We start from the raw sequence: 13088 nt of genomic DNA on the forward strand, positions 1-13088 counted from the left end.
GCGCATGAATCACCACATCGAACTCAAGTCCGAAAATCTCCATTCTTCATTTAATAAAGAATACAGACCCATTTTAACAGTCCAATCGGGTGATACGATCGAAACGAGGACACCGGATATCCAATGGGGCTACTCAGCGCATAAGGGTGAAGAACAGGTCATCTACAACTCGCGCGAAAACGAAGAACGACTTGGCCATCCGCTCATCGGGCCGATTGCCATTGAAGGCGCAAAGCCTGGAATGGTGCTCGAAGTGCGTATTAACCAAAACGTCCCTGGCTGGTACGGGCGCAATTGGGCGGGCGGCACGCCGGCTTGGCAAAATGAGAAACTCGGCATCGCGGACAGCGAACGCCTTCAAGTGGACTGGACGTTGAACCGTGAGCAGATGACCGGCAAATGCACCTTGTCCGGCAAGGAATTCAGCGTCGCTTTATCGCCGTTTCTCGGGCTCATCGGCCTGGCGCTTGGGGAAGCTGGAACGCACCCCACTTCGCCGCCGTACCGGACGGGCGGCAATATCGATTGCAAGGAACTGGTCGAAGGCAGTTCGCTGTTTTTGCCGATCGAAGTGGAAGGTGCGCTGTTGTCGTTCGGTGATGGCCACGCCGTACAAGGCGATGGCGAGAATTCTGGAACAGCGATTGAATGCCCGATGGATCTCGTCAATTTGACGGTTGTGCTTCATGAAGAGATGGAACTCCATATGCCAAAAGCCAAAACGCCAGCCGGCTGGGTAACATTCGGCTTCGATGAAGATTTGAACGAAGCCGCAGCGGCGGCGCTCGATGAAATGGTCGGCTTGCTCCAGCAGTTTCATTCATTATCAAAAACGGAAGCGACCGCGCTCGCAAGCGTCGCTGTCGACTTGCACGTCACACAGATCGTCAATGGGGTTAAAGGGGTACACGCCATTTTGCCGCACGGGGCGATTCGTTAATAAGCCATAGCAAAAAGCTGTTCCACAGATGCTAATTATCTGCGGAACAGCTTTTTTTAATGAGCCTTCCTTTTACATCTTGATAGGGACACGCTTCGTCAAAATCTTCATGGCCAGGAATAGCACGAGAATCATGGCGGCCGAGCCGAGTGCTGTCAGCCAGAAATCCGCTTCGAGCGGCTCATACGGCAACCAGTCCAGTGTGTAATTTCTAGGTTTCCACAAATAATCGTTGAGGCCAAAGACGATGAACGTTAAGGCAATAAAGCCGAATCCGGCAATCCAGCGGAAGCGGTAATAGCCAATGCTGATGAGCCAGCCGGCTAAATAATAAGTTAGCACATTCAGGAACAGCGCAATAGCGGCAGCGGCCATGCCAGCTGTCGTCTCGAAAGCGATAGCGGTATCCAGTGCAACTGGTAATGAAATGACTTCTGCCAGCAAATGTTGAATGCCGTTGATGACAAGCGGCACCACTGTCAGGAACAAGGAGAGTCCAATCGCGGCAAGGGAGATACCGAAAAAGGAATCCCGGCGGCTGATCCCCTGCTGGATATGCCGGCCCATAAACGTATAGGCCGACATGATGCCAAGCACCAACATAAAGATATTCGTCGAGTACTGGGAGAAGGTGAAGAACCCTTCAATTGGGCTTGGTCCTCCATTTAGCCAAAAAATTCGGATTAAATGAATCACCAACAGAATGGAGAAAAACCATAGACTCCATCGGATCATTTCGGAAAAAACAGCAGTTGCTACTTTCAGATAGCGGCGTGATGTCATATTAGTTCGCCTCCTCGGTTAAGTAGATAAACAGATCTTGCAGCGAGACGGGACCTATTTCCAGCCCTAAAGCTTGAGCTTCCCGGCGTTTCGATTCGTCCAGCTCTCCGTAGACCATGACAGATTTCGTGCCGCCGAGCTGCTGTTCGTTCAAGTGCTTCATATCTACCGTGAACGCCTCGACATCAGAGGCTGCGCCGGTCACTGATGCGCCCCGTGCTTCGAGTGTTTCATATGGTTCATTCAATACAAGCTGGCCTTGGTCGATGATGACGACATGGTCGAACAAATAATCCATCTCCGACACTAAATGGGTCGATAGGATAAACGTTCGCGGATGTTCTTCCTGGTCTTTCAAGATTTCTTTATAGAAGATCTCGCGTGCCGGCGCATCCATACCAAGATAGGCTTCGTCGAAAATCGTCAACGGTGCGCGGCTGGCGAGCCCCATTACGACATTCATCGCAGATTGCATGCCTTTCGATAATTTATTGACGGGTTTGTTGACCGGCAGTTTGAAACGCTTAATCAATTGTTCTGCATAGTCCATGTCAAAATGAGGACGGTAATGGGAGGCAAGTGCGATTAACTTCTTCGCTTTCTCGGTTTCTTCCTTATAGTCCTTATCGTAGACGAACGCCACTTGCTCCATGTTCTCCGGATTCTCGAACACCGGAGAGCCGTCGACAAAGATGCCGCCGGATGTCGGTTCACGGAAAGCGGCAATCAGCGATAACAAAGAGGTCTTGCCGGCTCCGTTTCGGCCGATAAGGCCATGGATTTTGCCCGCTTCCAATGTCAGCGATACATCTTTCAAGGCTTCAAACTTTTTGAATTTCAATGTTACGTCATTGAGTTGGACTGAAGCTGCCATCATGCATCACGCCCTTTCGTGGATTTGATTAATTCGATGATTTCTTGTTCGGTGATACCTAGTTTTTCTGCTTCCTGTACTAGCCCAGTGACGTAATTATCGACAAATGCCTTTTTCCGCTGCTGGACCAAAGTTTTTTTTGCGCCTTCTGCTACAAACATGCCAATCCCTCGCTTCTTAAAAAGTATGCCTTCGTCGACAAGCTGGGTGATGCCTTTAGAGACGGTTGCGTGATTGATTTTGTAGAAATTGACCAATTGATTTGTTGATGGGGCTTGGTCGCCTTCTTTTAATTGATCATTGACGATCTGGTCTTCGATCAATTCGCGGATCTGCAAAAACAGGGGCTTCGTTGAATCGGATGGGTTGACCATAAAAACACCTCCTTGGGTGAACTGGTAATATGGTTATATACTTATGTGTATAACCATATATCTTTAATGTTTATTTGTCAACAAAGTTGTCAGAAAAATTTCAGGCATAAAAAAAGAGCCGCACAAGTGGCGGCTTTTATGAATGGGGAACGAATTCAGACAGTGACTGTTCGACTAGCTGGATAAACTGGTCAATCTCGTCGTTGCTGGTTTCTTTACGGAATGAAATCCGGACAAATTTTTTCGCGGCATCGCTTTCCGTTCCCATCGCAAGCATTGCAGACATCGCTTCACCATAGCCGATCTTGCAGGCGGTGCCGGTGGAGATGGCGATCTGCGCGCGGTTGCAGGCGAGCATCATCCATTGCCCTTCAACATGCGGCAAAACAAGTCCATGAATGAACGGAGATTTCGACTGTATGTCACCGGTCGCGATGACGCCTTCCGGCAAGTGTTCAATCAAATAGTCCTGGAGCTTGCGAGCGTGCTCATAGCTCTCAGGCTGTTCCATGATAGCGTGTTTCGCGGCGATCGTCGCAGAGACGATTCCCGGAACATCGATTGTTCCGGCGCGGAAACCACCTTGATGCGTCGTTCCCTCATAGACAGATTCCCAGTGGATGGACGGGTCAAGATAGGCAATGCCGACACCTTTAGGGCCGCCGATTTTATGCGCTGAACAAACAGCAGAAGCGACGCCCCACAAGCTGATGTCGACCGGCAGTTTCCCGAAGCCCTGGACGATATCCGAGTGAAGCGGCACGCCGAAGTGGTTGGCGATCTTCGCACATTGTTCGAGCGGCTGGATAGCTCCCATTTCCGAATTGACGAGCTGCATGACGACGAGCGCCGTTTGCTCGTTGATGGATTGTTCGTAAGCATCCAAATCGATGTGCCCGAACCCATCGACCGGAACATAGGTGATGTCATAGCCTTCTTGCTCGAGTTCATGAAGCACCGATAGCACGGAAGCATGTTCGAGTTGTGTCGACACGATTGAGCGGCAATTCCCGGGGCGTCCTTTTAATACCGAGCGAATGGCGAGCTGGTTCGCCTCTGAAGCGTTGCCAGTGAAATAAATGCCGTCTTGCCGCACGTTGAGGAACTGTCCCCAAAGTCTCTTGCACGATGCGAGATAGTCTGCTGCAAGAGATCCTGCATCATGCAAACTTTGCGTATTGCCGAATGCGTTTTTAGCCGTTTCCACGTAGGCGTCAATCGCTTCTTTTCTCATCGGGGCGGTCGCCGCCGAATCCAAGTAAATCATCATTTCCCATCAACTTCTTTCCTTAGCCGAGTTTCTTCTTGTAATCACTGTATCTTTATGTCATTAATAGTGTCAAGACACTTGTAAAGAAGGTGTAAAGTTTGTTCGATGTTTGCATCATCGGGGGAGGCGTCGCCGGGCTCATGCTTGCGCGTTCGCTCCCTGATCATTATTCCATCGCAGTCGTCACGAAAGAACATGACGGGACGGGAAATACAAGCCTTGCGCAAGGTGGAATTGCCGCAAGCCTGAGTTTTGATGATCGTCCCGAATCTCATGCCACGGATACTTTGCTCGCCTCGGCAGATCACGCCGATGCTGGGCGCGTAGAAATTTTGGTCAATGAAGGATCGGAGCTCATGAAGAATTTGCTGAAGCACGGACTGCCATTCGATGGCGACGAACTCGGGAGGCCAGCGCTCGGCATGGAAGGCGCACACAGCCAGCGCCGAATCGTCCATGCAGGAGGCGACCAGACCGGCAAGATGCTCATGCACTATCTAATGGAAGAAACGTCCGGAAAAATCACGCGTTTTGCTTTTCATCAAGCTTTGGAATTAAGGATGGAGAGCGGACGCTGCACCGGCGTGCTCGTTTCGGATCGGTCCGGAAAACGTTCGGTCGTTCAAGCACGCCACGTTGTCCTGGCGACAGGCGGCATCGGGCAATTGTACAGCGAAACATCCAATTCATCCGTTTCGACAGGCGACGGATTATCATTGGCGTATCACGCAGGCGCTGTACTGGAAGATCTCGAATTTGTGCAATTCCATCCGACCGTCCTGACACTTGAATGCAAGTCGTGCGGGCTTATCTCGGAAGCAGTGCGCGGTGAAGGCGCTGTATTGGTTGCCGAAGATGGCAAGCGTGTCATGGACGGCATCCATCCGCTCAAGGAGCTCGCGCCGCGCGATGTTGTTGCCAGGGCAATCGAACGGCATTGGCAAACAGAAGGGCCGGTCTTTCTCGACGCCAGGGAGTTGGCTGATTTCCAACAGCGCTTTCCTTCGATTTACGACAATTGCCGGAATCATGGAATCGATCCAACGAAAGAGTTACTGCCGGTCCGTCCGGGCGCCCATTTTCATATGGGGGGCGTGAAGACGGATAGTTACGGCCAGACGTCCATCCCAGGGCTTTATGCCGTCGGAGAAGTCGCGTCGACCGGCGTTCACGGCGCCAACCGCCTGGCGAGCAATTCATTGCTGGAAGGCTTGGTATTCGCTAGGCGACTTGCCGAGCGGATCAAGGAAGAGCCGCAATCATCCGAAAAGATAAGTTCAGCGCAAGCAGATCATGTGCCATGTACATATTTTCAAGGCATTGATGAAAGCCAGCTTAAACGCAACATGACGGAAATGGCGGGAATCTTGAGAGAACCGTATGCGCTGCAGAACTTTTTACAAGGCCACCCTTTAAAAGCGTATGCGCTCGAGGATTATAAGGATGAAGCCATCGCGCAGATCCACCGCCAAACCTCTTGCAGCCTTATTGCGACTGCTGCTTTATTGCGGGAAGAAAGCAGGGGTGGCCATTACCGGATCGATATGCCTGAACCGAAAACCGAATGGGCCGGAAAAGTCATCGGCATTTCAAAAAGCGGCGTCCATTTAACGACACGACAAACGAAGATCAAGGAGACCATATAATGAATCGCTTAAAAGCAGAACAAGCATTAACACAATTTCTACTTGAAGATATCGGAGACCGCGATGTCTCCTCTGTATTGTTCGATCGTACGGATACAGGCGAAGCACTTGTGCGCATGAAACAAAGCGGCGTCGTGGCAGGTCTCGATTGCTATGAATGGGGCTATCACCTGCTCGATCAGTCAGTCGAAGTGGAATTATTGAAACAAGACGGCGACCGTGTAGAAACGGGAGAGGCGATCGTGAAAATTACTGGGCCTATCGCTTCGCTTCTAGCGGGGGAACGGACCTTATTGAATCTGATCCAGCGCATGAGCGGGGTTGCGACATTGACGGCGAAATGCGTAGAGGCATTGAACTCGGACCACACGCGCATCGTCGATACCCGCAAAACAACACCGGGACTGCGGATGTTCGAAAAATACGCGGTCCGCGCAGGCGGTGGTTTCAACCACCGAAACGGCTTGTACGATGCGGTCATGCTCAAAGACAATCACATCGCAGCGGCCGGATCGATTACCGAAGCGGTAAAAAAAGTGCGCGACTCGCTGGGCCATATGACGATGATCGAAGTGGAAGTCGAAACGCAGCAGCAATTGATGGAAGCGATCGACGCGCGTCCTGACACGATCATGTTTGACAACCAGAAACCGGAAACGATCAGGCGCTGGGTGCAGCTTGTTCCGGAGACGATCCGTACGGAAGCGTCCGGCGGCATCGATCTCGAAAAGCTTTCCGAATACCGTAATACCGGCGTCGACGTCATTTCTATCGGCGCTTTGACGCATAGCGTATCGAATCTCGACATCAGCATGAATCTTTCCATATCCCCGAAGGAGGCAGTAATTTCATGACTTCATTGCTTGAAGAACTTCAAATGGCAGATGCCATGCCAAAAAGCTATTTAACAGCATCCGCGGAGGAATTGCATGAACGCGCGAAACGTGCACGTGCAGCTCTCGGAGAACGCTTGTACATCCTCGGTCATCATTACCAGAAAGACGAAGTGATCCACTATGCCGATGTAACCGGCGACTCGCTGCAATTGTCGCAAATCGCAGGGAGACAGACAGCGGATTATATCCTGTTTTGCGGCGTCCATTTTATGGCGGAGACCGCAGATATCCTGACCGAACCGCATCAAGCGGTCATTTTGCCGGATACGCGGGCAGGCTGTTCGATGGCGGATATGGCCAATATCGACCAAACCGAGCGTGCTTGGCAAGAGCTTCAGAAATTGTACGGCGACACGATCGTCCCGCTTACTTACGTCAATTCGACAGCGGCTATCAAAGCGTTTGTCGGCCGCAACGGAGGCGCGACGGTGACTTCCTCGAATGCTGAAGAAATGGTCGAGTGGGCTTTGTCCCAAAAGCAGCGCATGCTGTTCTTGCCCGATCAGCATTTAGGACGCAATACTGCCGTGAAGCTTGGCATTCCGCTCGAGCACATGGCGGTGTGGGACCCGATCAAGCAAAAACTCGAACTCGACTGTGCGGTAGAAGACGTGCAAGTGATTCTCTGGAAAGGGCATTGCTCGGTACATATGAACTTCTTGCCGAAACACGTCGACAACCTGCGCGTCAAAGAACCGGACCGCAACATCCTCGTGCATCCGGAATGCACGTACGAAGTCGTCAGCGCATCCGATTTTGCCGGTTCGACCAAATACATCATCGACATGATCGAAGCGTCCGAACCCGGATCGAAATGGGCAATCGGCACGGAGATGAACCTCGTCAACCGGCTCATCAAAGATTACCCAGACCGCGACATCGTGTCCTTGAATCCGTTTATGTGCCCGTGTTTGACAATGAACCGTATCGACTTGCCGCATTTCACATGGATCTTGGAAGAATTAGTAGATGGCCGCGTCCTCAACCGCATCCAAGTGGACGGGAAAACGGCGAGTGAAGCGAAACTGGCTTTAGCGAAAATGTTATAGGAAGAAACCCGCTGTCCTGGAGAGGGGCAGTGGGTTTTGTGTTTCTTCAATAAATTGAATTTTACGAAATTTAAATTTACAATTAAGGGGCGAGAAGATAAACGATGGAAGATTTCTATTTGGTGGGCTTGAGTCTATAATTTTTATATTGAGCAAGGCAGAAGTGGAGTGGATGATTTGTCGAGTAAACTTACATTCATGCCAATCAGCTATACCGGCTGGGGCGCATTGGAGCAATTAACGAGCGAAGCGGAACGCTTGAACGCCAGCAATATTCTCATTGTCACCGACCCGTTTCTTGAAGAATTGGGGATGACGAAAAAAATCGTCGAACCGCTCGAAGCAAAAGGATGGAAAACGAGCATCTATACAGAAGTCGTGCCGGAACCGCCGCTCGAAGTCGGGGAAAAACTGGTCGCTTATACGAAGGAAAACAAATTTGATTTAGTCATCGGCCTTGGCGGCGGCAGTGCCTTAGACCTTGCGAAATTAGCAGGCGTCCTGGCGACGCATGAAGGAAAAGTGGCCGACTACTTGAATTTGACGGGTGAACGAGCGCTAGTCGATAAAGGCATCCCAAAAATATTGATCCCGACTACGTCCGGAACCGGTTCCGAAGTGACGAATATTGCCGTGTTGTCATTGGAATCCTCGAAAGACGTGGTCACTCATGATTATTTGTTGCCGGACGTGGCGATTGTCGACCCGGAATTGACTATTTCCTTGCCGCCGAAAGTGACAGCTGCAACAGGCATCGACGCGTTGACACATGCAGTGGAGGCGTATGTTTCGAAAAATGCCAACCCGGTAACAGACGGCCTGGCTTTGCAGGCGATCCGCTTGATCAGTGGGTCGATCCGCACGGCAGTAGAAGACGGGGAAAACAAAGAAGCGCGCACGAATATGAGCTACGGCAGTTATTTAGCAGGATTGGCCTTTTTCAATGCCGGCGTTGCCGGTGTGCACGCCTTGGCGTATCCGCTTGGCGGCCAGTTCCATATCTCGCACGGTGAATCCAATGCGGTCTTGCTTCCGTATGTCATGGGCTACATCCGCCCAAGCTGTGAGAAGAGAATGAAGGACATCGTGGAGGCGATGGGCGTCAACGTCACGCAATTGGCTGAACAAGAAGCTTCCTATACATGCGTCGAGGAGTTGAAAAAACTCGTCGCCGACGTGAATATTCCCGTGTCGCTGAAAGGCTTCGATATCGGGGAAGACGCCTTGGACAGCTTGGCGGACGACGGCATCAAGCAAACAAGAATCTTGGCGAGAAGTCCGATGCCGCTTGAAAGAGAAGATATTTACGCAATCTACCATGCCGCCTATTCAGGGGAAGTCGCTGAGAAGAAAACGGTGTGATATGAAAAAAAGCTGAAGTAGGAACCCATTCAGGTTCCCGCTTCAGCTTTTGTGTTTCTATAGAAGAAAGTGAGATTTACAGTTTAGCAAACTCAGGGTCAGCGACTTTCACCAATTGCTTGCCTAGGTTGCTGCCTTCGAATAGGCCAAGGAAAGCTTCCGGTGTTTTCTCAAAGCCTTCTACGATTGTTTCTTCGTATTTCAGTTTGCCTTCTTGCAGCCATTTGCCGAGATCTTGTGCACCGGTTTTGAAATCATGTGCGTAATCGCCGAGCGTGAAGCCTTTCATCATCGAGCTTGTCGTGATGAATTTCCACTGGATGCGCGGGCCGATATCTCCTTCTGGGTTGTTGTAAGCAGAGATGGCGCCACACAACACGACGCGTGCGTTGCGGTTGATTTCAAAAATGACCGCGTCCGATACTTCGCCGCCGACATTGTCGAAATAGACGTCAACGCCGTTCGGGATGGCTTTTTTGAATGCTTCTTTGAAATTATCGTCTTTATAGTTCACGGCTTCGTCGAATCCAAGTTCGTTGATCAGGTAGTCGATCTTTTCCTGTGAACCGGCGATGCCGACGACGTGTGCGCCTTTCAGTTTGGCGATCTGCCCGACGACTGAACCGACAGCTCCTGCTGCGCCTGAGACGACGACCGTTTCGCCTTGTTGCGGCTTGCCGATATCGAGCAGGCCGAAGTAGGCTGTTAGGCCAGTCAAGCCGAGTATGCCGAGACGAGTCGTGATCGGTGCAATAGATGGATCGACTTTTTGCACTGATTTCGCATCCGCCACATTATACTGCGCCCAGTCCAATGTGCCAGTGACGATATCGCCTTGTTTGAAATCATCGGAATTCGACTCGATGACTTCAGCGAGCACTCCGCCTGAAATCGCTTTGTTCAATTCGAACGGTGCCACATAGGATTTCTGGTCTTTCATGCGGCCGCGCATATACGGATCGACGGAAAGATATAAAGTTTTCAGCAATAATTCATTCGCGCCGATTGTCGGGATGTCTTTTTCGACAAAATTAAAGTCGCTGTCAGTCGGCGTGCCTTCTGGGCGGTTCGCCAATTGGATTTCTTTGTATGTGTTTGGGGTCATGTAGATTCCTCCTTGGAATAAGTTTGCATAGAAGAGCGTACCACTCCCAAAGAAAGGAAGTAAAATTTCCAGCTTGCCAAGCTCGTATTGTTGTAGTTGTCCTAAGGCTATGATATTTTAATATAACTAACTTTAATTCAAAGGAAGAGGTAATTAAATGAACCCGCAATACAAACCATTATTCGAAGAAATCACCTTGCCGAACGGCGTCGTCCTGTCTGACCGTTTAGGCGTCGCACCGATGACTACCTATTCAGGAAATCCGGACGGCACTGTCTCAGATGCCGAACTTTCGTATTACCAGCGCCGCTCAGGACTCGGCAGCCTGTTCGTCTCTGCCTGCATCGCGGTTTCGGAAAACGGCATCGCTTTCCCGAACCAATTCGTCGCATTCAAAGATGACGTTATGCCGCGCTTGAAGCAACTCGCGACTGAAATGAAATCACAAGGCAGCAAAGCCATCCTGCAAATGCAGCACGGCGGTCGCCAAGGCCAGCCAGATTTGATCGAAGCGGGCGAAACGGTCGCACCGAGCGCCATCGCAGAATCTGCGGACAAGCCAACACCGCGCGCTTTGACAGGAGAAGAAATCACCGACATCATCCGCGATTTCGGTGAAACGACTCGCCGCGCGATCGAAGCCGGATTTGACGGTGTGGAAATCCACGGTGCCAATACGTACTTGATCCAGCAATTCGTCTCAGCTACTTACAACCAGCGTGAAGACGAGTGGGGCGGCAACTTAGAGAACCGTTTGAAATTCGGTTTGGCAGTCTTGGATGAAGTGAAACAAGTAGCTGCAAAACATGCAGACGATAGCTTCATCATCGGCTACCGTTTGTCACCGGAAGAAAACAATGCAGAATCTGTCGGTTACACGATCAAAGAAACGCAACAATTGGTTGAGCGTTTGATCGAAGGCGGCATCCATTATATCCACGTGTCGCTGATGGAATTCAAAAAAGCGCCGCGCGGCATGGAAGATGGGGACAGCATCGTCCAAATCCTGTCGAAACAAATCAACGGCCGTGTGCCGTTTGTCGTAGTCGGCGGCGTGACGCAGCCTGAACACGCGGTAGCTGCGCTTGAAGAAGGCGCGGACATCATCGTCATGGGCCGTCAAGCACTGGTCGATCCGGAATGGACCGAGAAAGTGAAGCAAGGAAACGAAGCAGACATCAACGAAACGATCCCGCAAGAACTGGTCGGCAAACTCGATATCCCGGAAACGATGTGGAACGCTGTGACTTCTTACGGCATGGTCAAAGTTGACGCGAAAGTATAAAGAACAGCAAGCTCCCAGGCCGTATATGGCTTGGGAGCTTTTTTGTACAACAAAAGTCTATTTGATAGACTTGTATTAATAATATGCGTAGGGAGTGATTGGGTGTCGCTGATTCCAGCTGAACACTTGAAGCAAAGCTTTTCAGTCGAGGCAAAGTTCTATGATGTCGAAATAGAGAACGAAAAGATTCTCATGCGCCGTGAAGCACGCATCAGGCGAAATGGCGTTTTTACCACTCGAGCAGATGCGGTGATCGTCATGATCAACCCGTCCAATTGTGCACAAGCTGGCGAAACCACAAAGAGCCCCGGGGACGCGGAGTGGATTCCAACCAAACCGAATCCGACGCAATACCAGTTGATGAACTTGATGGAGCGGCAAGAATGGAATTTGATCACGCTCATCAATTTATCGGATATTTGCGAAGGGAATATCGGGAACTTCAAAATCATTGAAAACAAGTTCAATAGAACGGGTATCTCCCACTCGCTATTCCAAGAAGACAATGTGCAAGACCGTGAAGCTTTGCTGGCGTCCGCAGATCACCTCATTTTTGCCTGGGGTTCATCGACTGTCGCCAAAAGGCTCGCTGCACAGTTCGGCTTGTTCCAAGAGGGCAACCCGGAAAAGTCTTATGAACACGCGAAAGCATGGATGGCAGCTGAAAATGGTTTCCCGCGCCATCCGAAACCCGCAACGGTTGCGGACCGGATCGTCTGGTTAGATAAGATGGAAGATTTGCTTTAGCAGGCACTAAGTAAGAATAGGAAGATAAAATCAAAAGGCGTCTTCATTCGAAGGCGCCTTTTTACTGTCCATTATTTTTCTTTCAGCACTCCAGCCGACACCAAATTGTTCAATGCGCCTTGGTTTTTAAAGCGGAAATAGCCGCTCATGCGGTTCAAGTCTTTGTGTGTCAGCTGAGAAAAATCAACAGCCAGTTCATAACGGTCTTCAAGCTTGGTGAGCAGGGTTTTAGCAAATTCGGCTTGTTTTGGAGTTAATGGCTTTTCATCTTTATTGATAGCTGCTGAAGAAGAAATCACGTTGGCTTGAGTGGTTGAAATGGTCTGTTGAATCGCTGCAGGATAGTCGCCAGCTTTGAGCCATGCCACATCTTCCTGGTTCAAGGAAAACCATTCACCCTCAAGCCGCTTATCGCTGAAATGCTTATGGAAGGCGGCTTTTGTTTGATGATGGTTTCCGGAATTGATCAAATGGATCAATTTGTTTTCAAAAGGCAGTTTCACAACGAACAGGTTCATATAGCGTTCCACATGCTTGGTTTTGCCGATTTTGAAAGAGCCATTCATATGCTCTTGAACAAAATAAACATAGCCTGGCGCTTCTCCAGGAATTTCAGAGGATTCCATCACTTGCTTTAGGGCGGCTTGATTTGGTTCATATAAATATACTTTCGAGGCCGGAGCCGGAGGAACATTGATCGTTGCTTCTTCGACAGGTGTGGATAACCATTTGTTCAACAAATTTTTCAGCATAAGTC

13 protein-coding genes are annotated in these 13088 nt (G+C 50.2%); 7 read left to right on the top strand and 6 right to left on the bottom strand.

Translation table 11 applies throughout. The features are described from left to right. The first annotated feature begins 4 nt into the window (after positions 1–4). The gene (locus tag G3255_RS04300) at positions 5–940 is read left to right on the top strand and encodes an acetamidase/formamidase family protein (protein ID WP_211653446.1); all 936 of its coding nucleotides are present in this window, start codon (positions 5–7) and stop codon (positions 938–940) included. A 72-nt stretch (positions 941–1012) separates the two neighbouring features. Here the strand turns inward: G3255_RS04300 and G3255_RS04305 are convergent, their stop codons facing one another. The 4 genes from G3255_RS04305 to G3255_RS04320 form a co-directional block, all read right to left on the bottom strand. Continuing rightward, the gene (locus G3255_RS04305; RefSeq protein WP_211653447.1) at positions 1013–1723 is read right to left on the bottom strand and encodes a hypothetical protein; all 711 of its coding nucleotides are present in this window, start codon (positions 1721–1723) and stop codon (positions 1013–1015) included. Between the two features lies 1 nt (position 1724). Beyond that, entirely contained in the window at positions 1725–2597 is an 873-nt protein-coding gene (locus tag G3255_RS04310; protein WP_211655760.1) for an ATP-binding cassette domain-containing protein, read from the bottom strand. Next, positions 2597–2971, bottom strand: coding sequence for a GntR family transcriptional regulator (locus G3255_RS04315; RefSeq protein WP_211653448.1), 375 nt, complete (start codon positions 2969–2971; stop codon positions 2597–2599). Before G3255_RS04315 ends, G3255_RS04310 begins: the two co-directional genes overlap by 1 nt. Before the next feature lie 136 nt (positions 2972–3107). Next, the gene (locus G3255_RS04320; protein ID WP_349291419.1) at positions 3108–4241 is read right to left on the bottom strand and encodes an IscS subfamily cysteine desulfurase; all 1134 of its coding nucleotides are present in this window, start codon (positions 4239–4241) and stop codon (positions 3108–3110) included. Positions 4242–4339: 98 nt separating this feature from the next. Here G3255_RS04320 and nadB point away from each other — a divergent pair, with 98 nt between their 5' ends. The 4 genes from nadB (at position 4340) to G3255_RS04340 (ending at position 9194) form a co-directional block, all read left to right on the top strand. Then, complete coding sequence (gene nadB, locus G3255_RS04325; protein WP_211653449.1) at positions 4340–5887, top strand: L-aspartate oxidase; 1548 nt, start codon at positions 4340–4342, stop codon at positions 5885–5887. Next, entirely contained in the window at positions 5887–6741 is an 855-nt protein-coding gene (gene nadC, locus G3255_RS04330) for a carboxylating nicotinate-nucleotide diphosphorylase (RefSeq protein ID WP_211653450.1), read from the top strand. The genes nadB and nadC overlap by 1 nt, the downstream gene beginning before the upstream one ends. Next, complete coding sequence (gene nadA, locus G3255_RS04335) at positions 6738–7832, top strand: quinolinate synthase NadA (RefSeq protein ID WP_211653451.1); 1095 nt, start codon at positions 6738–6740, stop codon at positions 7830–7832. The genes nadC and nadA overlap by 4 nt, the downstream gene beginning before the upstream one ends. Before the next feature lie 198 nt (positions 7833–8030). Then, entirely contained in the window at positions 8031–9194 is a 1164-nt protein-coding gene (locus G3255_RS04340) for an iron-containing alcohol dehydrogenase (protein WP_442757085.1), read from the top strand. 76 nt (positions 9195–9270) lie between these two features. Here G3255_RS04340 and G3255_RS04345 read toward each other — a convergent pair whose 3' ends face one another. Next, positions 9271–10299: an NADP-dependent oxidoreductase gene (locus G3255_RS04345; RefSeq protein ID WP_211653453.1), complete on the bottom strand. Its 1029-nt coding sequence runs from the start codon at positions 10297–10299 to the stop codon at positions 9271–9273. Positions 10300–10456: 157 nt separating this feature from the next. On the opposite strand from G3255_RS04345, the gene G3255_RS04350 reads away from it, so the two are divergent. Both G3255_RS04350 and G3255_RS04355 read left to right on the top strand, forming a co-directional pair. Continuing rightward, entirely contained in the window at positions 10457–11584 is a 1128-nt protein-coding gene (locus G3255_RS04350) for an NADH-dependent flavin oxidoreductase (protein WP_211653454.1), read from the top strand. Between the two features lie 102 nt (positions 11585–11686). After that, entirely contained in the window at positions 11687–12331 is a 645-nt protein-coding gene (locus G3255_RS04355; protein ID WP_211653455.1) for a DUF1643 domain-containing protein, read from the top strand. A gap of 71 nt (positions 12332–12402) precedes the next feature. Here G3255_RS04355 and G3255_RS04360 read toward each other — a convergent pair whose 3' ends face one another. Beyond that, entirely contained in the window at positions 12403–13083 is a 681-nt protein-coding gene (locus G3255_RS04360) for a GIY-YIG nuclease family protein (protein ID WP_211653456.1), read from the bottom strand. Positions 13084–13088 lie beyond the last annotated feature (5 nt).

It is taken from the genome of Planococcus sp. MSAK28401 (assembly GCF_018283455.1).
GTDB classification, from domain to species: Bacteria; Bacillota; Bacilli; order Bacillales_A; family Planococcaceae; genus Planococcus; species Planococcus alpniumensis.